The following is a 24736-nucleotide window of genomic DNA, read 5'->3' on the forward strand; positions in this document are numbered from 1 at the left end:
AATAATAAGTACGTCAAAATAATAATTCTAATTAAGTATTATTTATAAGGTGATTTTGAATTTTATATGACAATTTCTTTAATAAAAGCGACTTACATAATTGCAAGCCGCTTTTCTCCTATTCTTTAATATTTACCCCATACTCTTTAAACCAAACATGAATTTGTGCTAAATGAGCTAAAAGCTGTGGCCCAGTCATCAATTGACCAAACCACGGTGTTTGAAATGCACTGCCACCAGACTGAATCAATCCGCTCAACTGCTCTTTATCAAATAGTTCGTGTAAAATTGAACCTTTATCTGTTAATAGATTTTGAAGCCATACCGTTACTGCCTTTGTATAGTGTGGATTGTGCGTTTTCGGATAAGGACTCTTCTTCCTATATAAGATGTCATGTGGGAGTACATCTTCTAACGCTTTACGTAATAGACCTTTTTCGCGGTTTTTATACATTTTCATTTCCCAAGGAATATTCCACGCATATTCGACAAGACGATGATCTGCAAATGGAACGCGTACTTCTAAACTTGCCCCCATACTCATACGGTCTTTTCTGTCTAATAATGTTGTCATAAACCATACCATATTTAAATAAAATAATTGGCGTCTTTTTGCTTCTAGTGGACTTTCCCCCTCTAAAATAGGAACTTCTTGAATCGATTCCTCATAGCGCCTTTGTACATATTGTTGTAAATTTAGTTTATTTCTCCATTCTTTTTTTAGAAGTTGTTCACGTGCCTCTGTAGAACGCATCCACGGAAATGCACTCGATTGTAAATCATCTTCTCTATAAAACCACGGATATCCACCAAATATTTCATCTGCACATTCTCCAGATAAGCCAACGACAAAATCTTGTTTAATCTCTCGGCAAAACCATAATAATGACGAATCGATATCTGCCATACCAGGCAAATCACGAACGAGTACCGCTTCAGTTAAATACTCTGCTAATTGTTCATTCGAAATGACGCAGCGATGATGGGTTGTTTGAAATGTCTCAGTCATTAAATTAATAAACGGAGCATCTGAATTTGGCTGAAACGCATTCGCTTTAAAGTATTTGTCATTATCTTCATAATCAACAGAATATGTGTGTAATTGCCCTTTTCCTGACCTTGCATATTCTTTCGCAGCAATTGCTGTTATAGCGCTCGAATCTACACCGCCTGATAGAAAAGTACATAGTGGTACATCAGAAACGAGCTGCCTTGTAATCGCATCTTGTAATAAAAAGCGTGTTTTCTCTACTGTTTCTTCAAAGGAGTCTTCATGTTTTTTACTTTCCACATTCCAATATCTCCATATACATAAACCGTTCTTTGAAAATGTCATCGCATGACCTGGACGTAATTCTTTTATACCAGCATAAATACCGTGGCCAGGTGTTCTTGACGGTCCGAGTCCGAATATTTCTGATAATCCTTCTAATGTTACTTCCGCCTTCACATCTGGATGCGACAATATCGCTTTTAACTCCGAACCAAATAATAAGCGTCCGCTATCATATTTATAAAAAAGTGGCTTTACACCTAATCGATCTCTCGCAATAAATACTTGTTCTTTCTGTTCGTCCCATACTGCAAACGCATATATACCGTTTAAATGATCGACACATTCTTCTTTCCATTCAATATAAGAAGCTAATAATACTTCTGTATCAGAATGACCTTTGAACGTATATCCTCTTCTTAATAATTCCTTTCGAATGTCTTCTGTGTTATAAAGTTCACCGTTATAACAAATGGCATAATTCGTTTCATCTTTTAAACAAGTCATCGGTTGTTTACCACCCTCAGGATCAACAACGATTAACCGTTTATGCCCAAATGCGACATTACCTTTAATCCAAACTTTATTATCATCTGGACCGCGTTTCGCTAACGTCTCAGCCATCTTCGTAACGACATCTCTTTCTCCTTCTAATGAGCGTTTATAATCCACCCATCCTGTAATCCCGCACATATAAATCATCCTTCCATCTTATTTCTTTTCTTGAACGTGCAGTAATCCCCACCCTGTGAGTGCGGATCAAAAAAATGACAAACTTGACGATAACCTACTATCCACATATGGAATAGCATTCTCACTCAGTAAAACGTGTTTTATTGTATGCCCACCTATGTTTCGATGTGTCTAGTTATAAAGAATGCACGAACTGTCTATAACAGGAATAACTACTTTTCATAAAGGAGAAATCGTGTATGATACAACGTAAACATATTTTATATAACCAGCCCCGTGCTCATACAGTCGGTAATGTAGAATATATAAACAATGAATGGGTATTCTTTGATGATGAAAATGATGAAGCGTTTTTATTAGAAGATATTGCCGAAGATGGGTTTGAAGTTTTATATAATAACAATTGGCTACCAGCCCGTTTCTATGAACAAGATGTATTACAAATCGCCAACGAACAACACCATTTGCAAAATGGTGAAATGATACGTATTCGAAAAAAGTTACTTCTTAGTTATAATGAATGGCTCGAGGAATTACCTGACTCCGTCTTCACATTATTAACTGAATCATTGCAATCACTTCACTACTCTTTATATGATTGCATGTATTGTCATAATTATTTATCTTTCTTACCGAAAGAGGAGTCACGCGAAGGAGTAAATATTCTTTTGTTTGATAACGAAGAGATGATCTGTACACTGCAGCACCATTTCGTCCGTCACACTACATCCAATAAAAATATGTTCCGTTTTACGAAAGTAAATGGGGAAGAGTTGCATATCGATGCGACATAAAGTGAAACTTTAATCAGTGGGGCAGCCCCACTGATTATTAGCCTTCACCAATCGGGTGTTTACGAGCAGTTGATCTCCCGCCTAACTTCTTTGCTTAAGCTGAATTTTGAGGTGGGAGTTTTACTGCCAGTTAATACGGGATAACGTAAAAAACCACCTTATCTCCCCAGTCTTTGAGATTATAAGGTGGTTTTATTTTTTATTAGAATACTTTCCAGCCAATCGGTAATTTCAGCCCAAGGTAAAATACTGTTACTAGCGCAACAATAAATAAGCCCCAAACCGCCCCTGTTGGTTTGTTTTTGCTCATTTTCACAAGAACCATTTCCATTCCACCGATAACTAAAATACCAGTTAACATTTTTAAGCCATACCACATGTGCATGCTACCTGTTGCTGTCTTCACAATACTCATGTACAACATGAAGCCTGTCACAATAATGATGATATACATTAGGCGAAGCCCCATATGTACACCTTTACCTTTTCTTCCTGCTGAATAAAGTGAATACGCAACGAAGAATAAAATTAAACCTAACGCCCATGCTGTAATATGCATATGTACCATCGTATCCCTTACCTCCTCTTTTCACACTTTTTCACTCTATATGATAACATGTTCATTTATTTTCAGGAAATGTTTCGCTTTTTTACATTTAAATGATATAATATTTAGAGTATTTACAAACTTCTTGTAATAACAAAAGGGGGAACAATCATGATTCAAACTAAGGATATTATCGAACTTACAGACACATACGGAGCAAATAACTATCACCCACTTCCAATCGTTATTTCTAAAGCAGAAGGTGTTTGGGTAGAAGATCCTGAAGGAAACCGCTATATGGACTTATTAAGTGCATATTCTGCAGTAAACCAAGGTCATCGTCACCCGAAAATTATTAACGCTTTAATTGACCAAGCTAATCGTGTTACGTTAACTTCTCGTGCTTTCCATAGCGATCAATTAGGTCCTTGGTACGAAAAAGTTGCGAAACTAACTAATAAAGAAATGGTACTTCCAATGAACACAGGTGCTGAAGCTGTTGAAACTGCAATTAAAACAGTTCGCCGCTGGGCTTATGATGTGAAGAAAGTAGAAGCAAACCGTGCTGAAATCATCGTTTGTGAAGATAACTTCCACGGACGTACAATGGGTTCTGTTTCTATGTCTTCAAATGAAGAGTACAAGCGTGGATTCGGTCCAATGCTTCCTGGCATCGTTGTAATTCCTTACGGTGATTTAGAAGCATTAAAAGCCGCAATTACACCAAACACAGCAGCATTCATTTTAGAACCGATTCAAGGTGAAGCAGGAATTAACATCCCACCAGCTGGTTACTTAAAAGAAGCTCTTGAAGTATGTAAAAAAGAAAACGTTTTATTCGTAGCCGATGAAATCCAAACAGGCTTAGGCCGTACTGGTAAAGTATTCGCTTGTGACTGGGACGATGTAACTCCTGACATGTACATACTTGGTAAAGCACTTGGTGGCGGTGTGTTCCCGATCTCTTGCGTTGCAGCAAACCGCGACATTTTAGGTGTATTTGAGCCAGGTTCTCACGGTTCTACATTCGGCGGTAACCCACTTGCATGTGCTGTATCTATCGCAGCTCTTGAAGTGTTAGAAGAAGAAAAATTAACAGAGCGTTCTCTTCAATTAGGAGAAAAATTAGTTGGGCAATTAAAAGAAATTGATAACCCAATGATCACTGAAGTTCGCGGTAAAGGTTTATTCATCGGTATCGAATTAAACGAGCCAGCTCGTCCTTACTGTGAACAACTAAAAGCAGCTGGTCTACTATGTAAAGAAACACACGAAAACGTAATTCGTATCGCACCACCTCTAGTAATCTCTGAAGAAGATTTAGAGTGGGCATTCCAAAAAATTAAAGCTGTATTATCATAATAATAGAGAGGTTGTCCGACATGTTGGGACAACCTCTTTCTTTTTATATTCATTTATATTAAGATAAAATCGTAATTTTCTGTATTTTAAAATCGTAAAGGAGGTGCGATATGCTATTAAGATACGGTAAACAGATTAACTATTTAGCTACATCTTTTATTTTAGTTACATTCTGTGGCTTCCTACTTTCCACAACATGGCTTACTCACTACTCAACTCCTACTACATTCACACTACTGAAAGCATCATTTTGGACTGCTGTTATTCTTACTATCATTGGTTTTGGACGAGAAAAAAGTGCACTTACGGTTATACTATTTGGCATTTGTACACTTGCATTCATTGGCCTTTACACTTTTTCCGTTATCGATTACCTCTATAACCCAAGGCCATAAAAAAGAGCTATCTTTTAACAAGATAGCTCTTTTCTTTATTTCACTACATTTCGCAAAGTACCAATTCCTTCTACTGTAATGACCACTTCATCACCAGCATGTAAAAACTTCGGTGGTGTAAAACCTTTTCCGACACCAGCCGGGGTTCCTGTTGCGATAATATCACCTGGTTCTAAAGTCATTCCTTTGCTTATCGTTGAAATAATTTCTTCTATCGAAAAAATCATTTTATTTGTGTTGGAAGTTTGCCTTACTTCTCCATTTACTACCGTTTCAATGTGTAATGCATTCGGCGCATTAACCACCGATTTATGAATTAAATACGGTCCCATCGGGCAAAATGTATCGAAGCTTTTCCCAAGGAAAAACTGTTTATGTTTTCTTTGAATGTCTCGAGCTGTTACATCATTTATAATCGTATAACCAAAAACATGCTCAAGCGCTTTTTCTTTTTTAATTTGCTTCCCTCGCTTACCTATAATGACAGCTAGTTCTCCTTCATAATCTAGTTCGTCCGTTGCGTGAGGGTGACCATTAATTTGCTCATTTATGCCAATAACTGTTGTTGGTGCTTTCGTAAAGATCATTATATTTTCTGGAATAGACTCTACTCCGCCCATTTCTACCGCATGCTCACGATAGTTTTTTCCAACGCACAAAATATTCTTTCTTGGCCTTGGAATCGGTGCTAATATTTTCACCTCTGTTAACGGATAATACGCCGCTTCCCCGTTCTCTTTTGCCCAATTTACAATTTCACATACTTTCTCAAAGCACTCAGTCCCTCTTTCAATACACTCTAACATTGTAATAGGGATTGTAACCTTTTCCCCTTTTTGTCTTTGCGCTTCTCTTAAGTGTAATACCTTTTCTTCTTCTTCATCCACAATACCTACAAATACCTTTTCTTCTTTCTTCGCCGTTACAAAACGCAATATTTCCACTCTCCATCCTAAAACTCATACCCTTTAATTGTATTCGCATCCGCAAGAAAAAAACCTTCTCATGCACGCTAATTTTTACAATATTCTTCTCACATCCTATTCGTTACCCCTCTACATTTGGCATAAAATGTAGAATTTTTACTTTTTTTAGCGAAGGTATTTCTTTTTTATGGAGTTTTTGTATAATATGTACTACATATATACTAAAAATTTCATTTAGAGATGGAGCCGATTTCAATGTTTGAGCAAGCGATTGAAAAAAAACGTGAAAAAATGATTTATTTTGCTGAACGCTATGGAATGACTTCTCAAAAAACAGTGGATTGTAGCCAAGAACTGGACAGGCTCTTAAATGTAATTTGGCATGTACATACGGATTTTCACTCAAATCAAACACTCAACACACACACGCAATAATGTGTGTGTTTCTTTTATTTCAAAAAAACACACATTTTATCGGAAACGCCCATACAATAGTAGAAAAGAAAATTTTAAAAACGAAGGGTGTTTTGTATGCCAGCTATGGTCGGACATATTCGTATCGTCAATATTGGATCAAGTGGTATTTTTCATATTGGAGATGTATTTGCGATTAGGCCTATTAGTTACTCACGTGCTTTCGCCGGGGCCGGCTCTTTTAATGTTGGAGATAATGTTTCTGTCTACAATTACCAAAGTGCAACGACTGTTAATGATTCAGATGTCGTTGATCAAGCGATAATTGGTTCAACTTAAAGGGGGCGATTGTATTGAATTTTTACGTAAACCAAAGCATTATCATTAACAGCATTAAAATTGATAGCATTACAACCTCTTCTGTATTCCAAATTGGCACTGCCGGAAGTATTAAAGCCCTATCCAAATTTTCAAATACGGGCGGATTTACGGAGCCGCTTCGCCCATTACAGGCAAACGGACAAATTATTTCTATCAAACCATCAACTAGTTCTTCTTAAGACATCCTTGTCATAAATATATAGCAGGAATATTTTTACCCTCCCTATTGAAAAGGAGGTTTCACAAATGAATCAAGATATATATACTTACTTACACCAACTTCAACAAGCTCTTCAAACACAACAAGCAGCCATCCTCAATTTAGAAGATCAAGTGCGTCAACTCCAAGAAGAGCTTAACGAATTAAAAAATCGCCCCTCCTCTTCTGTAGGAAAAGTGGAATACAAATTCGATCAATTAAAAGTCGAAAATTTAAATGGCACTTTAAATATTGGCTTAAACCCATTTTCAGCAAAAGGACAACAAATTGAAGATTTTCAAGTGGATACAGAAACATTGAAGGTAAATCCTGAAACCGAAACAAACCCAGACTTTTATCAAGGTATCCTCCAAGAAATGCATCGATACTTAGATGAAGAAGCATATAATCGTATTCTCCATTTTGAACAAGAAGAGAGAACACCGCTTGATGAAATGTATCGACAAATGATGGTGGATGACATAAAAAAACAGATGGAGCATCGACTCCCTTATTATTTATCACAAGTTCAATCATATGAAGGTATTTCAACAGATCCAGATTATTTACGAGATATCATTATCCAGGCAATGAAACAAGATATTGACAAAGCCTTTCTCTCATTTATTCAGCACATACCGGGAAATTTCCGAAAGGAGTAAGTATGTATGAACCTTAACGTTGTAAACCGTGAGTTAAAAGTCGGACAGATTAAAATGAACGGTGTATCGTCGTCCGCACTCTTTTTAATTGGAGATGCAAATCTCCTCATTCTATCTTCTATTCTCGATACACCATTTGAAACAGTTACAGAGGGTCCATTTGTACCATTAGTAACAGATGTCCCTCCTACTCCAGGTTAAGGAGACTGAGAAATTATGTTGCATCATGTGTCCATTGTCCAAAATGTTTCTATTATTTCTTTAGGGATTACTGCCGTATTTCAAGTTGGAGATGCAAACCAAATGGAATTAAAAAGTAGAGCTCTTGCCGTCCACCGTGAAATTCCTTGTTATATAAGGGGAGAAGGTCGCTTTGATGCTTTTGAAATCTTTACAGATGAACACATTACAATTCCAAAACGAACGACAGATGTAAAATTAAATATTGTAAATGAATGCCCTTTTATTGAAGTTAATAATGTTGAATTGCGGACACTTTTAAATTCTGGTTGCTTTCAAATTGGAAATGTTGATTATGGTTTTAATAACTCTCGTATTATGCAAATCCGCCAATATATTACGGATGAACCTTCCGCACAATAATTCATATAGTAAGTAAAAAGCTTAGTAAAGTAGGTGGATGGTATGCCTTCGGTTGTAGGAAATCTCGTCGTTCAAAATAGTAACGGCTCTTTCAACTTAGGAGATTTTTATAACGTATCTCCGAAAGAAAACACGAAAGCTTATAACGGATCTGGGGCTTCCAATGTTGGATTTGTCGTAAATACGTTTAACGGTGTTAGTGCAACAAATACGTTTGATTCTGATGTGGCGGATCAAGATCAGATTGGAACAGCGTAAAAAAAGTAGGAGATATTCTCCTACTTTTTTCTTTTATCTAATTCAAAATTATTAAAATGAAATTTTAATAAGAAAGAGCTTTACTGTCCACAAATAGCAGTATAAACAAGTAAGTAGTAAAGAGGCACTATTTCATTTTATTTAAATGATAACCCTCTCTCCTCCAAAGCCTTTCTAAGCTTCGGCATAGACGCAGGTCCCATACCATGCAGTTTTAAAATCTCTTTTTCACTATACTTGGATAGTTCTTCTATCGTGTGAATTCCATGATGTTGCAGCGCATTTCGTGCTGGTGATGAAAGAAGTGAAAGAAATCCTGTTTTAGGTTTCTTTTCTTTCTCACAAGTCGGGCAAGTTGGGCAATCGCTACTTTTGTAGTATTCATGTCCTTTTTCACAAGTTCTTAACGTTTTTTCCGTTACCATTTTCAAGCCCCTCTATTCCTCAATATTTACAACATGATTCCCATCAAAGAAGTATAAACATTTCTCTTTCACAGGATGTTGTAAGCTTTTCTCCAGCGCTTTTACATATAACGAAAGCTGTACTTTATATCGATCTTCTAAAATTGGTTTTGCTTGTTCGAATCCGCCTGGGAATTTCCCTTCAATCGTATCTGTTTTGAAGTCGATTAACGTAATGCCGTCTTCCTCTTCAATCATGCAGTCGATAACCCCTTGGACAAGAATCGTTTCTTCACTCTTCCCTTGCCAATCTTGATATGCTTCTTCTGCTGCAAGCATCATCGTAAATGGCACTTCACGCTCAACACTTTTCGCCGCTAGTACCCTTTTACCTAAATCACTGTCAAAGAATGAAATTACTTTTTCAATCGCTATTTCTTCCGCCTGCTCGAATGTTAATAATTCCTTATTTACCATTCCAGCAATTTGCTCTTGCAGAACTTCAACCGTAATCGGCTTCTTCAAATCAACATGCTGCATAACGGCATGGACTGCTGTTCCACGCTCTGCGTACGTTAATCCTTTTTTCTCCATAAAGCGCGGACGTGTTTTAATTGGCGCACGTAGTTTTTTAATAAAGGCATTATCGCTACCTTCTTCAGATTGATAATTTCTCTTTATTTCTGTAACAGATTGCTTCGCACGATAAGATGTTGCATCCTCATATCCGTACTTCCACATTAATCTGTCGTACACTTCTTCTTTCCGTTCACTTTGCAGGGGAACAGCCTTTTTCTCACGAAGCGCTTCTAACAATTCTTGTTTCTCTTCTTGAACTGGCTCTGGTGCAAGTAGCGTGTTACCGTCCACAACTTCTACTTTCCAGTTCGTGTCATACCCGTAAATTTCATCTGGAATACTTCCTTGTCCTAATTCAAGAAGCATTTCACTATCACGGTGTCTATATAATGAAGGTGCAATCCAGTCTAAATAACAAGACGCTCCGGCACGTATGTGATCCGGTAATAACCATTCACTATGTTCCCTCGCATCAAGCCATTTTTCCATCTCCTTATTTGCATCCTTAACTGTTCCGATTAAAATTAACTTCTCTTTCGCACGCGTCAACGCTACGTATAGTACGCGCATTTCTTCCGCAATTAATTCCATTTTCATTTTACGTTTAATCGCAAGCTGTGATAATGTCGTGTATTTAATTCGTTTACGCGGATCGATAAATTGCGAACCGAAACCGAAATCTTTATGGAGTAAGAAACGTTTCATTAAGTCTTGTGTATTAAAACGACGGCCGAGTCCAGCTACAAATACAACCGGGAACTCTAGCCCTTTACTTTTATGGATCGTCATGATGCGAACAACGTCTTCTTGTTCACCGAGGGCCCTCGCCGTCCCCATATCATCACCGCGTTCTAAAATACGTTCAATAAAACGTAAGAAGCGGAATAATCCTCTAAATGATGTTGCTTCATATTGTCTTGCACGGTCATATAGTACGCGTAAGTTTGCCTGCCTTTGCTTTCCAGCTGGTAAACCGCCAACGAAGTCGTAATAACCTGTCTCGCCGTACACTTTCCAAATTAAATCAGAAAGTGATTGTTGACGTGCAAATTCACGCCATCCTTGCAGTAAGTTATAAAACCACTCTAGTTTTTCATGAAGTTCTTGTTCCTCTTCAAGCGGTGCACCTTTTAAGAATGAGCTCATTACTTCATAAAACGAGCCTTTCTTTCCGTGAGCACGAAGCGTCGCAAGGTCTTCATCGTTTAATCCAACGATTGGGGAACGAAGTACAGCTGCAAGCGGGATATCTTGCATCGGATTATCAATAACGCGGAATACGTTCATCATAATATTTACTTCCGTTGCTTCAAAATAACCAGTCGCAAGGTCAGCATATACCGGAATTCCTTGCAATTTTAACTCTTCCATAATTTGCGGCGCCCACGGCATGGAGCGAAGTAAAATAACGAAGTCGCGGTATTGTACAGGACGCATACTATCCGTTTTACGGTCATACACTTCATAACCGGAATCAACCATCGCTTTAATGCGCTGCGCCATAAGGCGAGCTTCAAGCTGTGCTTTTTCGACTTCTGCACCTTCTTCACCGTCTATTACTTCTTCTTCCGTTTGCTGAATACAGAGTAATTCTGCCGCTACATCTTCACCTTCTGGATAGGTAGCACCTAGTTTTAATTCAGCGTCAGCATCGTAGTCAATCTCTCCAACTTCTTCGCCCATAATTTGTTTGAAAATGAAGTTCGTACCTGCTAGTACTTCATGACGACTACGGAAGTTTTTCGCTAAGTCAATCTTCATTCCGCCGCCCAATCCTTCTTGTGTGAAGCGTTTATACTTTCCTAGGAATAGTCCTGGTTCAGCTAGTCGGAAACGATAAATCGACTGCTTTACGTCACCAACCATGAACAAGTTTCCTTCACTCTCAGAATCTTTCGTTACGAATTTAATAATGGATTCCTGTACAAAGTTCGTATCTTGATATTCATCGACTAATACTTCAGTAAATTTATTACGATATTGGAACGCCACTGCTGACGGATTCATTTCACCATTTTCACTTTGTTCACTTAAAATTTGTAAACAGAAATGCTCTAAATCTGTGAAATCGACCATTCCTTTATCTCGCTTCATCGCTTGGAAACGCTCTGTAAATACTTTTACAAGTTGAACAAGCTTTTCTAATACTGGGTGCATATCTTGAAAATCTCGTAAGAAACTTTCAGGTTTGCGGCTAAATAACTCTTCTTGTAATTTCTTTACTTCATCTTTCGCTTTATTACGAAGAGAGTCTACTTGTTTTACAACATCTTCATTGTAATCACTTTTCTTAATACGCTTTAACGTTTGCCACGATACGTTTTGCATCGCTTCATACACGCTTGTCCACGACTCACGAGCAGCTGATGATAACGTTCCAAGTAATGCTACATCTGCTTGCAGGGTTTCAACGCGAGGCGCTGGACCGTCAGGAAGCATTGCGAGTTCTGTTGCCTTACGAATATGCTGTTCCGCTGTTTCAAGCTGGAATTTCACATCTTCTAATAAATAAGAAGCATATACTAAATCTTCAATTGTCTTTCCTTCTACGTCATATGCTTCTACTAATTTATCAAGCCATTTTTCCGGATTTGGATGCGCTCTTGACTCTGTATGAAGCGCTAAAATCATACGTTGTAAGTCATCATCACTACGGTCACTCGTATAACGATCAACAAGTTCAAAGAAGATTGTATTATCTTCGATTCCGTACTCTTCTTCTAATATGTCATCTAGCACTTCTTCTTTTAACAATTCATTTTCTGTTTGATTCGCAATACGGAAACGAGGATCAACATCCAGCATGTAGTAATATCCTCTAATTACTTGTAAACAGAATGAGTGAATTGTTGAAATGGAAGCTTTATTTAATAGGCTCAGTTGCTTTCTTACATGCTGAGAGCCTGGTTCATCAATTAATACCTTTTCTAACGCTTCCCCAATTCGATTTTTCATCTCTTGCGCTGCTGCATTTGTAAATGTTACAACGAGCAGGCGGTCGACATCGACTGGATTCTCTTCATTAATAATCTTTTTAATAATACGTTCAACTAATACTGCTGTTTTACCTGATCCAGCTGCAGCCGCAACTAAAATATCACGTCCGTTCGCTACAACAGCTTTCCACTGGTCATCTGTCCATTGACTACCTTCTGGTTTTTTAGGCCAATTTTCTATCATTCTCCGCCAACCTCCTCTCTTATTTTCTCCATCGCTTCACTATCTTTCATATCTTTTAACGTACGGAATTGATTATCTTCAAGTGACTCATCAAATTGACAAACAGATTTGAAGTTACAGAACGTGCACGCTGCTTTATTTCCCATTTTATAAGGAGCAATATCGATAACACCTTCTGTAATATCTTTTCCAATATTTTCAAACGTATGGTGTACATATTTTTGCAATACGTTAAACTCTTGCTCACTTGCAATACTTGAACGCGCACTAAAGCTACCGTCTTTTTTCAGGCCAGCAGAAATAATATCCGAGCTTCCTGTTGAAAGTTTGTTATCCATTAAACGAACAACGTCAGCATCTCCTAGTACGAGTCCTTTCATTTTGAATTTCTTTAAAATTTCTTTTTCAATTTCGGCTTCAGATGCGTCACCTTTCATTTCAACAATTGGATTATGGATATGAAAATACAATACACCCGCTGGTGATGCTGCTTGGCCTTTTTTCATCCACGTCTGTGCATTCGAAGTAACAACATCTAAATACGTTAACATTTGAAGTGCTAATCCGTAATACACTTCTGTTAAATCTAACGCTTTTGAACTTGATTTATAATCAATAATACGTAAGAACGTCCCGTTCTCATCTTCTGCCTTATCAACACGGTCAATACGGCCGACTACTTCCATCTTCACACCATTTGGTAGTGAGAATTCCATCGGCGGAAGTGATCCTGTACCGCCCATACCGAATGGCACTTCTAAATCAACTGGTACGAATCCGCTCGACTTCGCATGTTCACGAAGAATGATTGACGTACGGAAAATGATTTGTTGTAGTTTTTGTTTTAAATAGAAATGACGGTTTGAACTTAATAAAATTTGTCGTTGTAATAACGGTGCGATTTCTTCTATTACTAAGACAGAAAGATGCTCACACTCTTTTATAGATAAATCCGCCCAAGTGCGGTTTTCACGCAATAACTTATCCGCAATTTTCTTTAATGCCGCATGGAATAATTCACCGATGTCTGGTGCATCAAGCTTGAAAATATCACGCTCTCTAAGTGATAAACCGTGCTGTGCAAAATGAGCGTATGCACAACGGTTAAATAGTTCCATACGAGAGACGCTTCCTTTAATTATATCTCCATATAAATCTCTACTTACTGCTGTACTTAGTTTCTTCGCACGATTTCGATAGAATAAACTTGATAAGACGCGGCTACTTTTTTGTTTCCATTCATCTGAAGTTACGTAGAAGTTGTATACGTCCCACCAAAAGTCTAAATTCCCTTCAAATCCGTATCGCTTCCACGTTTGTAGTTGCTGCATAACGTAAGATAACGTTACTTCTGGCGTTGCTACGTATGAAATTTGTTCTGAACGTGATAAATCATTTACGTCATTCGTAATAAATGAATCTTTCACATTAGGGAACATTCTTTTTATTTTCTTAATAAAGCTAGACGCAAGTAACGTCTTTCCTTCTTCATCTGCAAGCGGGCATGAAATGTATAACCTCTCAGACGCTCTCGTTACCATTTGATACATAACGAACTGTTCTTCTAACAAAGTTTGTCTCGTCGTTGGCGCTAATTCAATCCCTGCCGCACCAAGAACTTCTCTTTCCTCATCAGAAAGCATACCTTCATCCATAGGTGCTGCTGGAATGACCCCCTCATTTACACCTATAATAAACGTTGCTTTCACGTCAGATAACCTGGAGTGATCAATATTAGCAATTAACACTTGGTCTAATGACGGCGGAATGTTAGCAAATTGAAGTGCCTCAAGACCTGTCGACATAACGTCCGTAAACATAGAAAGAGACATTTTCTCTTCACCAAGCATCTCTACAAATGTATCAAGAAGACTCATTACTTCTTCCCATACTTGTTCATGATCTGTCGCAAATAAGAAATCTCCACTTTCTTCTGCACGTATACGTAATTCTTCTAGCTTCTTCGGAACATCCAGTTCTTCTAAAAATAAGTAAACTGCTTCACACATTTGCATAACTGTTCCTGCACGCTTTAACCTTTTTTGCATGCGAATAACAGGTGTTCTTACAACGTCACGTAGCCTATTTATTTTTTCTTCCATTTCACGTTCACCGTCTGTAATCATCCCGTTCGTATCATCAAGAGAACGATAACGGCGATACATCCATGAATCCTCTGAAGTCCATCTCTTTCCTTGTACACCGTACGCTAAACAGTAATTTTCAAATTCATCCATTTCTTCACGCATCGTTTCTTTTCTTACGTCTAATGGATATAAAAGCTCTGTTTTCACGCAGCGGAACACCGTATCATAACGCCAATTCCCACTAATAATCTCGAGTGCAGAACGAATACATTCTACTAATGGGTGGTGTGACATCGGGCGTTTTTCATCGATGAAGTGCGGGATATTATAATCTGTAAATAACGTTCGCATCACATCGTAATAACTTTCCCCATTACGAAGAAGCACTGCAATATCTCGGTAACGATACCTTTCATCCGCAACAAGTTTACGAATTTCACGAGCAACACCTTCTACCTCCGCTCGTAAATTCGCAGCTGTACTAATCGTTACACTCGCTTCACCGTTAAATTTTTCATTCGGACGCGCTTCATAATGAGCTTCTAAATGCGCTAATGCTGGAGAATGAAAACGCGGCTGTTCCATAAGTGGGATTGTTTTTTCAATTTCTATTTTCCCTTCACGTGCTACTTGTTTTATTTTTTCATACGTTAACGTCGTTTCATAAAATAAATCGAGTTCATTTACTGGCTGCGCTAACGTTTTTTCATCTATCGTTAACGTGATTGTAACTCTCGCTCCGCAAACCATAAGCTGTCTTACAATCTCTAACTCTTGCGGGGAGAATGAATGAAATCCATCTATATAAATTTCCGCACCATTTACATATTCAGACTGCGGAAGCTTTTCCACTAGCAATTGCAGGTAGTCTTCTGAATCTAAATATTTTCCAATTAAAGCACGTTCAAAATCATCATATAATAGCTGTAAATCATACACTTTATTCGCTAGTAGCTTTTGTTCGGCACTGCTACTATGCGCATCTAATTGTTGCCACATTTCATATACGTTAGATGGCGTTACATTGTAACGTTTAAATTCCGCAATCATACTGCCAAGATGTTCAAAGAAACCGTTTTGCTCCGCTGCTTTTTGGAACACCGATAATCCATCTTTACGAGACTCTACAATTTTACGGAGTAACATATGTACACCAGCTTCATCAATATGAAGACGACTCGCTCCGCCAACTTCTTGCAGTACCTTCCACGCTAATCGTGAAAAACTAAAAACTTGTGCCCGAATAGAACCTCTTACATCCTCACTTCCAATTAACGCCTGCTGCGTCTGGAATGTCATCTGTTCTGGCACAAGATATAATATTGTTTTCCCTCTCGGGCGCTGTTTTAACTCTTCTTGCACTTCGCGTAAACAAAGTGTACTTTTTCCACTTCCCGCTCTACCAATCACAAATCGAAGTGACATGTAACCCCACCTTTCACTTACATAACGAACGTTAGTTTGCTACTATAATTGTATTATAGTACACGAAAAAAGACAAACTGAGTTGTTTGTCTTTTCTATACTTCTATCTATTATATCAACCTTTTGAAAAATTCGTTTGCACCTCTTGAATTGGCCAATATCGCAAATCAACTTTACCGACGACTGTATCAGCTTTTACAAAGCCAAAGTGTCTACTATCCCAGCTCCCGAGCCGGTTATCACCTACTACAAAAATAAACCCGGGTGGCACCAGCTTTTCTTTCGTTAACTCTTCTAATTTAAAGTCGCCTGTTAGTTGCCTTCCATTTATCTCTTTCTTATATTTCTCTAGATACGGCTCATCAATAAATTGTCCATTTATATATAACTTATCATGCTTATATTCAATATGATCTCCAGGTAAACCGATAATTCGCTTTACATAGTCCTCTTTTTTATTCGCATGAAACACCACAACGTCAAATCTGTTCAAGTCCCCAACTTGATAACTCACCTTATTTACAACGAGCATATTACCATCTTGCAATGTCGGCATCATTGACTTCCCCTCTACAACATACGTTGAGAAGAAAAACGTTCGAAAAAATACAGCTAATAATACACCAATTAAAATTGTTCGTATCCACTCTATGCCTTCTTTTTTCAAAGTTTTCTTCATCCGCTTCTCCCCTTATCCTTTAATACTGAAGCTTTCCTTTACAAAGAAGACTATTCTTAATGTAGTTCTAACTTTACTTCAATTTTCTTACCGACATACCATAAAATAAAAATACCAATCGCTACAATGACTGATTTCACCGGATTATGAATAAATGACATTAAATCATGACCGATATACGTTAAAATAAAAATCATCACAAGCTTTCCGAATGCTAACGCTAGCCCAAACTGTTTTACACTAATTCGTGATAAACCAGCGACAACATTTATTAGCGCTGACGGTGTAAACGGAAAACAAAATATAACAAAAATCGGTGCGAATCCTTTCCTTTCAATCCACCCCATTGCTTTTCTTACTCTCTCATGCTTATTTACAAACGAAAAGAAACGACTGCGACCAAAATGGCGGATGATGAAAAAGACAAGTAATGCACCCATTACTGATCCAAGCCATGAATAAAGAAAACCGAGCCAAAAGCCAAATGCAACAGCATTCGCCAGTACAAATACAATAAGCGGTAATGCTGGAATCAACGCCTCTATCATCGGTAAACCAATACCAAGAAGTGGTCCGAACGCTTTATAACTCTCAACAATATGATCCATATTTTCTGGTGAAAAATACTCTTTGATTGTCTGAAAATCCATTCTACACTTTACCCCTTTACTCTAAATACTATCCCTACTGTATCATTGCTTATATGAAAGAGGAAATGGTAGATACGACATATGGAGATGTATTTATTAAAGTTTCCATATCTTTCATAAGAATTCCTTCATTATTTAGCTATGATAATCTATCAATATTCGACAGGAAATGTCGTTCGTTTTGTTATTTAGGTGGTTTTCCGATATTTTTATCGGTAAATGAAATTACAACTCGGTTTTTCTAACACATCTCTTTATCTATAAAGATTGATAAAATGAAACTTTAATCAACCCTCACCAATCCGGCTTTTACAGGCAGCAGGGCCCCCACCTAACTTCTTTGCTTTCGCTGAATTTTGATGTGTGCGTCTTACTGCCCGGTAAATAGCGGATAAACAAAAAAAGAATGGGGATGATTCCCCCATCCTTTCACACTTCGCCTTCCTTCACAAAATACACTCTCTCATAAGCAGGTCTTAATGTTGATTCCTCTTTTTTATCAATCTCTTTAAAACAAGGGCTCCCTTGTTTTTTCCTACGATCTTCATATTCAGTACGCAATTTCGCTGTACGATTTTGTTGATTTTCAAAACTAGTTTTTGATATTTCTAATTTCACAGCAAAGCCATTTATAAACCTAATAATAAGATTTCCATCTTTTAATTCTTTATTACCTTCAATATAAAAATGAGACAACCAAGCGCACTCTTTTCTAGAGTAAGAATAGGTAGGGAAAAAATAAAGTTGATCTGTAGGACTAATCGCAATCGGTGCTTTATGTGTAATATGAGTTAATTCTTTCGTTCCTTCTTTTCTGCCTAAGAAACTAGAACCATGCTTTCGGCAACTTCTTTCTATAATATCTAGTGGTTTTTGAAATACGAAAAAAGAATCATTCATTTCAACGACTCGCGTAACAATTTTCTTTTCACTTAGAATAACAGGAAGTAAGGCCATCGTATTTTTCGTTACAACATAATTTTCGACATAGCGTTCCACTTTACTTTCCATACTCTATTATCTCCTTTTTTCCATTTATATTAGCAGCTGCATATATAATTTTAGCACCTATGAAAAGAAAACGGATTGCACATTCTACTATTTTACATTAATTTATTATTTATCAAACATTCTTCAAATTTCAAAATAAATATATAAAAATAACAAGATGGCATTGTGCACAAAAAAGCATTTATACTGCTATAAATATTTGAAATCACTTCCTCATTTCACATCATTACAACAATTAACTTTGTTATAATTAAAATGTAAATCCAATATATGGAGGGCCACTATGGAAGAAAAAGAGATCCAACCATCGATTCAAATGAAAAATAGTAGCGTCATTATCGTGAAAAATTCAGCTAGTATTATATTCGGTTTATTTTTTATTCTGCTATTCTTTGCCAAACCGTTTCGTAAATCAAAATGTACAGAATGTAAAAAACGTGAGAAGAAAAACGTAGCGAAAAAAGAGTAAAAGGCCTTCCTTTTTGGAAAGCCTTTTTACATTTGTAGTATCATTTTATTTATTCTTCTTCACCCTTAGAAAAACAACTATATTTTCTTCCAAGGTTCTCTACATCTTTTTTAATTTGTAATATGATCCTTATATAAAACATGAGAAAGAGTATTTGTACTTGTTACCCGCTTTTAATTTTTACTAAAAAATTTAAATTTGTACATCTTTTTCCATCACTAACAATTCGTCAATTAATTAACTTTGTAATATAAGTTTTGTATATAATGTCATTCAAAAACACAATATATATAAGTAGCTATTTATAATTACATTGCTTTTTATCGAATTCTAAAAAGGAGTTGTATACTATGGATAAAGAAAATCTATTAAGTCAGCAGGTTAATAGCATCCCCTCAGATGCTCTGAATACTCCTAGCAAGGAACAAGAACAACTGTTAGAAACATCATCTCAAAACGTACAAAATTCCAATAACAATACTAACAAAAAAGATGAGACTCAAGGTCTATCTGGAAAAGATTCCCCTATTTCAATAAAGAATACAAACTTATAGTTATTTACTATCATACGCAGCAAATGCTCTTGCTGAACTAATTCTTATACAGAAACTAATACGCATTCCCGATAATTTTTTACCAGTTGTAACATAGAAAAAGAGATTTAGATATAAAAACAGGCTCTGAAAAAAATTTCTGCACAACCTAAAAAAAAAGGATGGCATTAGCCATCCTTTTTTCCATCATCAACTATAAAATTATAGTTTGATTACGTTTTTAGCTTGAGGTCCACGGTTACCGTCTTCGATTTCGAAGCTAACTTTTTGACCTTCTTCTAAAGATTTGAAACCGTCAGTTTCGATTGCTGAGAAGTGTACGAATACGTCGTTTTCGCCTGGAACTTCGATGAAACCGAAACCTTTTTCGTTGTTAAACCATTTTACTTGTCCTGTTACTGCCATAATTATTTCCTCCTAAGAAAATACAAATTTTAAATTTTTTAGTCTTCCTGTCTAAAAAAAGAATCCACACATTATCAAATACGAAACATAAACTAGTTCTCACATACTTTTTCTCGTTCGTTTTCAGCACTTGATAACATATGGATTGCTTAATTTAACTATTCAACTGACATCATCATAGCACATTAAAATAAAATGTACAATCTTTTTCTAAAATGGAATTTCTAATTTTTAGTATTTCTTATAAAATATAATTATCTCTATTCCAAATAAGGAGGAATTTATGAACAACAAAATTCCTAGAAAAACATTAAAAAGAATCGAAGAGGATATTGAAAATAATAATCTTGGAAAAGCAAGAGACAGATTGCACGGCCTCATCTTTACATACCCAAATGAATTACATCTTCGAAAACAACTCGGAGATATTTATTATAAATTACAATATCCAGAAATGGCTGGACGTTACTGGTATCTAGAGGAGCATAAAACAGATATTATGCATGAATCATGTTTATTATTTGAGAAATCAATGGGAAATAACCCTCATCATATTGCACGCGCTTTAAAGTTTAAAGGCGATTCTAACCATATAAAAGCTTTGTATAAAGATCAACCTTTATCTTCAGTGCAGAAGAAAGTAGCAGAGGAGTTAATTTATGAGTATAAAGAAACATGGCAAGATAAGCTAGTTCCTTTTGGCTGTCTAGCATTCCTTGCTTGCCTTCTCTTTTCTGCCATTGTTGGTCTATTCACTATTTGGAATTGGATTTTTTAATTATAGGGGGAATTTTCACATGTCAAACTACGATAACGAAGAAAAGCTAACAGGCGAAAACGTTTCGAACGTATATCGTTCTGAAAATACTGTTCGTCGAGAGTTAAAGCCAGATAGCGCAAAAATCCATAAGCTATTACAACACTTAGAAAACAAAGGATTTCATTATACTCCAAAGTTTTTAGGTGTAGATGAAGAAGATAGAGAGGTTTTATCCTTTATTGAAGGAGAAGCTGGGAATTATCCTTTAAAAGAATATATGCGATCTAATGATGTATTAAAAGGAATCGCAAAGATGCTCCGCCTTTACCATGATGCTGTAAGTGATTTTCCGCTATTAGATGATTGGAAACCGATGGATCACACGCCAAATAACATTGAGGTTTTATGCCACAATGATTTTGCCATATATAACATTATTTTTAATAATGAGAAGCCAGTAGGGATTATTGATTTCGATGTTGCTGCTCCTGGTCCAAGACTATGGGATATCGCTTATACACTTTATACTTGTGTGCCTTTAAGTAGAGTGTATTATACAGAATCTGGTGAAGCCATTCATTATGAATCATCGCAACATGCAGATCGTATTAAAGAGAGAGTGAAATTATTCGTTCATTCCTATGGTAAAAATATGGATGAAGATTACTTAGGAATGGTGTTGCTACGATTAGAAGGGTTATGTACATATATGAAACGAAAAGCGCAAGAAGGCGACTTGAATTTCCAAAGAATGATTGATGAAGGACATCTAGAGCATTATGAGAAAGATATGAAGTTTATTCGTAATCATAGGGCTGAGTGGCGTTGATTTAGTAATAAAGAAAAGTTAGTATCGTTTTTTGCCGATAAATTGATATCTCTTTTCGAATCGTTCACAAAATAACAAGGGGCCCCCTTCAAACAGGTGCCCCTTCCTTTTATTTCGTAAACTGTGCTTCTTCTGTAGATCCTTTTAACGCTGTCGTTGATGAAGTTCCGCCTGTAATCACTTGTGCAACTTCATCAAAGTAACCTGTTCCTACTTCGCGTTGATGACGTGTTGCAGAGTAGCCGTGTTTTTCTGCTGCAAATTCAGCTTGTTGTAGTTCAGAGTATGCTGCCATGCCGCGCTCTTTATAGCCACGTGCTAGTTCAAACATACCGTAATTTAATGAATGGAATCCAGCAAGTGTTACGAATTGGAACTTATAACCGTAAGATGCGATTTCCTTTTGGAAGCTCGCAATTGTTTTTTCATCTAGTTTTTGTTTCCAGTTGAATGAAGGTGAACAGTTATATGCAAGTAACTTTCCTGGATGCTCCTTATGAATTGCGTCCGCAAATCGTTTTGCATCTTCTAAATTTGGTTCCGACGTTTCACACCAAACGAGGTCTGCATACGGTGCATACGCTAAACCGCGCGCAATCGCTTGATCAAGACCTGCATTCGTACGGTAAAATCCTTCTGGTGTTCTTTCTCCTGTAATAAATGCTTTATCAACAGGATCGATATCGCTCGTAATTAAATCAGCTGCATCTGCATCTGTTCTTGCAACGATAATTGTTGGCACTCCCATTACATCTGCTGCAAGACGTGCAGAAATTAAATTACGTACCGCTGTTTGCGTTGGTAGTAGTACTTTTCCACCTAAATGGCCACATTTTTTCTCTGAAGATAATTGATCTTCAAAATGCACACCTGATGCACCTGCTTCAATCATACCTTTCATCAGTTCGAATACGTTTAATTGTCCACCAAATCCAGCTTCTGCATCTGCTACAATCGGTACGAAATAGTCTGTATCATCGCTTCCTTCCATATGTTGAATTTGATCCGCACGTTGAAGTGTTTGATTAATTCGTTTCACTACAGCAGGTACGCTGTTCGCTGGATATAAACTTTGGTCTGGATACATATGTCCAGAAAGGTTTGCATCAGCTGCCACTTGCCAACCACTTAAGTAAATCGCTTTTAACCCAGCTTTTACTTGTTGCATCGCTTGATTTCCTGTTAATGCGCCAAGTGCGTTAATATAGTCTTCTGTATGAAGCGATGTCCAAAGCTTCTCAGCACCGCGGCGCGCTAATGTATGTTCAATATCAATTGATCCGCGCAGGCGAATTACATCTTCTGCCGAATATGGACGTGTGATCCCTTTCCAACGCTCATCTAATTCCCAGCTTTCTTGTAATTTCTCGATTCTTTCGTTTTTCATTTATTCCATCCCCTTTTCATTTTTTATAAAATTTCATAACCTGGTAATGTTAAAAATGGTACGAATTCATCATTTCGAACGAGATTTGTAAACAACATTGTCGCCTCTTGGAATCTCCCTTTCTTAAAGGCTTCCTTACCAATCTCTCTTTCTATTTTTGCTAATTCTTCTTCTTTTAGCTCTTCCATTAATTCAAGCGTAATATTACGACCATCATTTAGTTTTCCACCTTCATGACGAATCCATTGCCATACTTGTGCTCTTGAAATTTCAGCAGTTGCCGCATCTTCCATTAAGTTATAAATGGGTGCTGCTCCCCGTCCGCTTAACCAAGATGCAATATATTGAATACCTACGCTAATATTCATGCGAAGGCCCTCTTCTGTAATCGTTCCCACCGGTACCTCTAGTAAATCGTTTTCTGTTACACATATTTCTTCACTTTTTCTGAAAATTTGATTTGGTGTTTTCATAATGTGATTAAATACTTCCATTGCAACCGGTACAAGTCCAGGGTGAGCAACCCAAGTCCCGTCATGACCGTCTAAAGCTTCGCGCTCCTTATCAGCACGCACTTTTTCAAAAGCTGCTTCATTCGCTTCTGGATTATTTTTAATCGGAATTTGTGCCGCCATTCCTCCAATTGCTGGTGCATTACGGCGGTGACACGTTTGAATTACTTTCAAAGAATACGAACGCATAAATGGCGCTGTCATCGTGACTTGTGCTCTATCTGGTAGTAAGAATTTATTATGATTACGGAAACTCTTTAAAAAGCTAAAAATATAATCCCATCTTCCACAGTTTAAGCCAGCAGAATGATCTTTTAGCTCATACAAAATTTCATCCATTTCAAACGAAGCGTGAATCGTTTCCAGTAACACAGTTGCTTTAATCGTTCCATTTGGAATGCCGATATATTTTTGAGCAAATACGAATACATCATTCCATAATCTCGCTTCTAAATAACTTTCCATTTTCGGTAAGTAAAAGTATGGGCCGCTCCCTTTTGCTAAAAGAGCTTTCGCATTATGGAAAAAGTACAAGCCGAAATCTACTAAGCTACCTGACATATTTTCCCCATCAACTTGCATATGCTTTTCCTCTAAATGCCATCCTCTTGGACGTACAATGAGTACAGCTGTTTTCTCATTTAATCTATATTCTTTCCCTTTATCATTTTCATGTGAAATCGTTCCCTTTACTGCATCTCGTAAGTTGATTTGACCTTCCACTGCATTTTCCCAAGTTGGTGAATTCGAATCTTCAAAATCCGCCATAAAAAGATGCGCTCCTGAATTTAAAGCGTTAATGACCATCTTTCTATCTACCGGTCCAGTAATCTCTACGCGGCGATCCTCTAAGTCTTTTGGCAGCTTGGCAATTGTCCAATCCGCTTCACGTATGTGTTTTGTTTCTTCTAGAAACTTCGGAAACTCCCCTGCATCAATTCTCTTTTGTTTTTCTACACGTTTTTGTAAAAGTTCTATGCGGCGCTCATTAAAATTCTCATGTAGTTCCTTCAAAAAACTAAGCACCTCAGGTGTCAATATTTCGTTGTACGCTGGTAACATTTCTCCAACGAGTGTAACCCGTGAAGTTTGCGTCGACATATTAGCATCCCCTTCTTAAACTGTTTTATAACAGATTTGATTTCATGTTTTATATTATATAACAAATCTTCAGAAAAGGAAGTTTTTTTTGAAAATTCACTTCATTTTTTTTTCAAAACGCCATTCTTTCGCGCTTTATTTCATACAAAAAAAGGCCGCTGTTATACAACAACGACCTTTTTGTATTATTTTTAAAT

26 protein-coding genes are annotated in these 24736 nt (G+C 37.0%); 14 read left to right on the plus strand and 12 right to left on the minus strand.

Translation table 11 applies throughout. The features are described from left to right. Positions 1-118: 118 nt before the first annotated feature. Entirely contained in the window at positions 119-1966 is a 1848-nt protein-coding gene (gene asnB, locus MR167_RS07010; protein ID WP_000333993.1) for an asparagine synthase (glutamine-hydrolyzing), read from the minus strand. Between the two features lie 239 nt (positions 1967-2205). Between asnB and MR167_RS07015 the strand changes: the two genes are divergently transcribed. Further along, positions 2206-2760, plus strand: coding sequence for a DUF2777 domain-containing protein (locus MR167_RS07015; protein WP_000616051.1), 555 nt, complete (start codon positions 2206-2208; stop codon positions 2758-2760). A gap of 202 nt (positions 2761-2962) precedes the next feature. Here the strand turns inward: MR167_RS07015 and MR167_RS07020 are convergent, their stop codons facing one another. Further along, the gene (locus tag MR167_RS07020; protein WP_242314253.1) at positions 2963-3328 is read right to left on the minus strand and encodes a YisL family protein; all 366 of its coding nucleotides are present in this window, start codon (positions 3326-3328) and stop codon (positions 2963-2965) included. A gap of 150 nt (positions 3329-3478) precedes the next feature. Between MR167_RS07020 and rocD the strand changes: the two genes are divergently transcribed. Together rocD and MR167_RS07030 are read left to right on the plus strand one after the other, a co-directional pair. Further along, positions 3479-4669, plus strand: coding sequence for an ornithine aminotransferase (gene rocD / locus MR167_RS07025; RefSeq protein ID WP_000616660.1), 1191 nt, complete (start codon positions 3479-3481; stop codon positions 4667-4669). A gap of 110 nt (positions 4670-4779) precedes the next feature. Beyond that, entirely contained in the window at positions 4780-5064 is a 285-nt protein-coding gene (locus MR167_RS07030) for a hypothetical protein (RefSeq protein WP_000926870.1), read from the plus strand. A 35-nt stretch (positions 5065-5099) separates the two neighbouring features. Here the strand turns inward: MR167_RS07030 and MR167_RS07035 are convergent, their stop codons facing one another. After that, positions 5100-5999: a fumarylacetoacetate hydrolase family protein gene (locus MR167_RS07035; RefSeq protein WP_001213078.1), complete on the minus strand. Its 900-nt coding sequence runs from the start codon at positions 5997-5999 to the stop codon at positions 5100-5102. A gap of 246 nt (positions 6000-6245) precedes the next feature. Between MR167_RS07035 and MR167_RS07040 the strand changes: the two genes are divergently transcribed. The 7 genes from MR167_RS07040 to gerPF all read left to right on the plus strand — a co-directional run bounded on the left by MR167_RS07040 (position 6246) and on the right by gerPF (position 8507). Continuing rightward, positions 6246-6425 (plus strand): aspartyl-phosphate phosphatase Spo0E family protein, encoded by a 180-nt coding sequence (locus tag MR167_RS07040; RefSeq protein WP_000462848.1) that lies wholly within the window; start codon positions 6246-6248, stop codon positions 6423-6425. A 96-nt stretch (positions 6426-6521) separates the two neighbouring features. Next, positions 6522-6743 carry a spore germination protein GerPA gene (gene gerPA / locus MR167_RS07045; RefSeq protein WP_001111188.1) on the plus strand — a complete coding sequence of 74 codons (222 nt, stop codon included), beginning with the start codon at positions 6522-6524 and terminating at the stop codon, positions 6741-6743. A gap of 14 nt (positions 6744-6757) precedes the next feature. Next, positions 6758-6964, plus strand: coding sequence for a spore germination protein GerPB (gerPB, locus tag MR167_RS07050; RefSeq protein WP_001012509.1), 207 nt, complete (start codon positions 6758-6760; stop codon positions 6962-6964). A gap of 67 nt (positions 6965-7031) precedes the next feature. Further along, positions 7032-7646 (plus strand): spore germination protein GerPC, encoded by a 615-nt coding sequence (gene gerPC / locus MR167_RS07055; protein WP_001070761.1) that lies wholly within the window; start codon positions 7032-7034, stop codon positions 7644-7646. A 6-nt stretch (positions 7647-7652) separates the two neighbouring features. Beyond that, positions 7653-7847, plus strand: coding sequence for a spore germination protein GerPD (gene gerPD, locus MR167_RS07060; protein ID WP_001052807.1), 195 nt, complete (start codon positions 7653-7655; stop codon positions 7845-7847). Positions 7848-7862: 15 nt separating this feature from the next. Then, positions 7863-8249, plus strand: a complete 387-nt coding sequence (locus MR167_RS07065) for a spore germination protein GerPE (protein ID WP_000902327.1) — start codon at positions 7863-7865, stop codon at positions 8247-8249. Positions 8250-8291: 42 nt separating this feature from the next. After that, positions 8292-8507, plus strand: coding sequence for a spore germination protein GerPF (gene gerPF, locus MR167_RS07070; RefSeq protein ID WP_001141566.1), 216 nt, complete (start codon positions 8292-8294; stop codon positions 8505-8507). Positions 8508-8644: 137 nt separating this feature from the next. Here the strand turns inward: gerPF and MR167_RS07075 are convergent, their stop codons facing one another. The 6 genes from MR167_RS07075 to MR167_RS07100 all read right to left on the minus strand — a co-directional run bounded on the left by MR167_RS07075 (position 8645) and on the right by MR167_RS07100 (position 18522). Next, positions 8645-8932 carry an RNA polymerase alpha subunit C-terminal domain-containing protein gene (locus MR167_RS07075; protein ID WP_000255718.1) on the minus strand — a complete coding sequence of 96 codons (288 nt, stop codon included), beginning with the start codon at positions 8930-8932 and terminating at the stop codon, positions 8645-8647. Between the two features lie 12 nt (positions 8933-8944). Then, the gene (gene addA / locus MR167_RS07080) at positions 8945-12670 is read right to left on the minus strand and encodes a helicase-exonuclease AddAB subunit AddA (protein ID WP_242314255.1); all 3726 of its coding nucleotides are present in this window, start codon (positions 12668-12670) and stop codon (positions 8945-8947) included. Then, positions 12667-16182 (minus strand): helicase-exonuclease AddAB subunit AddB, encoded by a 3516-nt coding sequence (gene addB / locus MR167_RS07085; protein ID WP_242314256.1) that lies wholly within the window; start codon positions 16180-16182, stop codon positions 12667-12669. The genes addA and addB overlap by 4 nt, the downstream gene beginning before the upstream one ends. 115 nt (positions 16183-16297) lie before the next feature. Next, the gene (gene lepB, locus MR167_RS07090) at positions 16298-16861 is read right to left on the minus strand and encodes a signal peptidase I (RefSeq protein ID WP_000751896.1); all 564 of its coding nucleotides are present in this window, start codon (positions 16859-16861) and stop codon (positions 16298-16300) included. Positions 16862-16917: 56 nt separating this feature from the next. Continuing rightward, positions 16918-17511, minus strand: a complete 594-nt coding sequence (locus MR167_RS07095) for a TVP38/TMEM64 family protein (protein ID WP_000347517.1) — start codon at positions 17509-17511, stop codon at positions 16918-16920. A 429-nt stretch (positions 17512-17940) separates the two neighbouring features. After that, the gene (locus tag MR167_RS07100; RefSeq protein ID WP_000444446.1) at positions 17941-18522 is read right to left on the minus strand and encodes a competence protein ComK; all 582 of its coding nucleotides are present in this window, start codon (positions 18520-18522) and stop codon (positions 17941-17943) included. Between the two features lie 283 nt (positions 18523-18805). Between MR167_RS07100 and MR167_RS07105 the strand changes: the two genes are divergently transcribed. Further along, a complete protein-coding gene (locus MR167_RS07105) occupies positions 18806-18991 on the plus strand; it encodes a hypothetical protein (protein ID WP_000391375.1) in 186 nt (61 codons plus the stop codon). Positions 18992-19341: 350 nt separating this feature from the next. Next, positions 19342-19545 carry a hypothetical protein gene (locus MR167_RS07110; protein WP_000356915.1) on the plus strand — a complete coding sequence of 68 codons (204 nt, stop codon included), beginning with the start codon at positions 19342-19344 and terminating at the stop codon, positions 19543-19545. A gap of 201 nt (positions 19546-19746) precedes the next feature. Here the strand turns inward: MR167_RS07110 and cspA are convergent, their stop codons facing one another. After that, a complete protein-coding gene (gene cspA / locus MR167_RS07115) occupies positions 19747-19950 on the minus strand; it encodes an RNA chaperone/antiterminator CspA (RefSeq protein WP_000301518.1) in 204 nt (67 codons plus the stop codon). A 283-nt stretch (positions 19951-20233) separates the two neighbouring features. Here cspA and MR167_RS07120 point away from each other — a divergent pair, with 283 nt between their 5' ends. Both MR167_RS07120 and MR167_RS07125 read left to right on the plus strand, forming a co-directional pair. Next, the gene (locus tag MR167_RS07120) at positions 20234-20728 is read left to right on the plus strand and encodes a DUF6584 family protein (RefSeq protein ID WP_001060337.1); all 495 of its coding nucleotides are present in this window, start codon (positions 20234-20236) and stop codon (positions 20726-20728) included. 19 nt (positions 20729-20747) lie between these two features. Next, positions 20748-21539: a phosphotransferase gene (locus MR167_RS07125; RefSeq protein ID WP_242314258.1), complete on the plus strand. Its 792-nt coding sequence runs from the start codon at positions 20748-20750 to the stop codon at positions 21537-21539. 109 nt (positions 21540-21648) lie between these two features. Here the strand turns inward: MR167_RS07125 and aceA are convergent, their stop codons facing one another. Together aceA and aceB are read right to left on the minus strand one after the other, a co-directional pair. After that, the gene (aceA, locus tag MR167_RS07130) at positions 21649-22926 is read right to left on the minus strand and encodes an isocitrate lyase (RefSeq protein WP_000787346.1); all 1278 of its coding nucleotides are present in this window, start codon (positions 22924-22926) and stop codon (positions 21649-21651) included. Between the two features lie 23 nt (positions 22927-22949). Continuing rightward, complete coding sequence (gene aceB, locus MR167_RS07135) at positions 22950-24539, minus strand: malate synthase A (protein ID WP_242314260.1); 1590 nt, start codon at positions 24537-24539, stop codon at positions 22950-22952. Positions 24540-24736 lie beyond the last annotated feature (197 nt).

It is taken from the genome of Bacillus cereus group sp. BfR-BA-01355 (assembly GCF_022663675.1).
Lineage (GTDB): Bacteria > Bacillota > Bacilli > Bacillales > Bacillaceae_G > Bacillus_A > Bacillus_A thuringiensis_S.

Bases quoted from the DNA above. Each gene is read 5' to 3' on its own strand.
- asnB (WP_000333993.1), bottom strand. From the start codon at position 1,966: ATGTGCGGGATTACAGGATGGGTGGATTATAAACGCTCATTAGAAGGA.
- MR167_RS07015 (WP_000616051.1), top strand. From the start codon at position 2,206: ATGATACAACGTAAACATATTTTATATAACCAGCCCCGTGCTCATACA.
- MR167_RS07020 (WP_242314253.1), bottom strand. From the start codon at position 3,328: ATGGTACATATGCATATTACAGCATGGGCGTTAGGTTTAATTTTATTC.
- rocD (WP_000616660.1), top strand. From the start codon at position 3,479: ATGATTCAAACTAAGGATATTATCGAACTTACAGACACATACGGAGCA.
- MR167_RS07030 (WP_000926870.1), top strand. From the start codon at position 4,780: ATGCTATTAAGATACGGTAAACAGATTAACTATTTAGCTACATCTTTT.
- MR167_RS07040 (WP_000462848.1), top strand. From the start codon at position 6,246: ATGTTTGAGCAAGCGATTGAAAAAAAACGTGAAAAAATGATTTATTTT.
- gerPA (WP_001111188.1), top strand. From the start codon at position 6,522: ATGCCAGCTATGGTCGGACATATTCGTATCGTCAATATTGGATCAAGT.
- gerPC (WP_001070761.1), top strand. From the start codon at position 7,032: ATGAATCAAGATATATATACTTACTTACACCAACTTCAACAAGCTCTT.
- gerPD (WP_001052807.1), top strand. From the start codon at position 7,653: ATGAACCTTAACGTTGTAAACCGTGAGTTAAAAGTCGGACAGATTAAA.
- MR167_RS07065 (WP_000902327.1), top strand. From the start codon at position 7,863: ATGTTGCATCATGTGTCCATTGTCCAAAATGTTTCTATTATTTCTTTA.
- gerPF (WP_001141566.1), top strand. From the start codon at position 8,292: ATGCCTTCGGTTGTAGGAAATCTCGTCGTTCAAAATAGTAACGGCTCT.
- MR167_RS07075 (WP_000255718.1), bottom strand. From the start codon at position 8,932: ATGGTAACGGAAAAAACGTTAAGAACTTGTGAAAAAGGACATGAATAC.
- addA (WP_242314255.1), bottom strand. From the start codon at position 12,670: ATGATAGAAAATTGGCCTAAAAAACCAGAAGGTAGTCAATGGACAGAT.
- addB (WP_242314256.1), bottom strand. From the start codon at position 16,182: ATGTCACTTCGATTTGTGATTGGTAGAGCGGGAAGTGGAAAAAGTACA.
- lepB (WP_000751896.1), bottom strand. From the start codon at position 16,861: ATGAAGAAAACTTTGAAAAAAGAAGGCATAGAGTGGATACGAACAATT.
- MR167_RS07095 (WP_000347517.1), bottom strand. From the start codon at position 17,511: ATGGATTTTCAGACAATCAAAGAGTATTTTTCACCAGAAAATATGGAT.
- MR167_RS07100 (WP_000444446.1), bottom strand. From the start codon at position 18,522: ATGGAAAGTAAAGTGGAACGCTATGTCGAAAATTATGTTGTAACGAAA.
- MR167_RS07105 (WP_000391375.1), top strand. From the start codon at position 18,806: ATGGAAGAAAAAGAGATCCAACCATCGATTCAAATGAAAAATAGTAGC.
- MR167_RS07110 (WP_000356915.1), top strand. From the start codon at position 19,342: ATGGATAAAGAAAATCTATTAAGTCAGCAGGTTAATAGCATCCCCTCA.
- cspA (WP_000301518.1), bottom strand. From the start codon at position 19,950: ATGGCAGTAACAGGACAAGTAAAATGGTTTAACAACGAAAAAGGTTTC.
- MR167_RS07120 (WP_001060337.1), top strand. From the start codon at position 20,234: ATGAACAACAAAATTCCTAGAAAAACATTAAAAAGAATCGAAGAGGAT.
- MR167_RS07125 (WP_242314258.1), top strand. From the start codon at position 20,748: ATGTCAAACTACGATAACGAAGAAAAGCTAACAGGCGAAAACGTTTCG.
- aceA (WP_000787346.1), bottom strand. From the start codon at position 22,926: ATGAAAAACGAAAGAATCGAGAAATTACAAGAAAGCTGGGAATTAGAT.
- aceB (WP_242314260.1), bottom strand. From the start codon at position 24,539: ATGTCGACGCAAACTTCACGGGTTACACTCGTTGGAGAAATGTTACCA.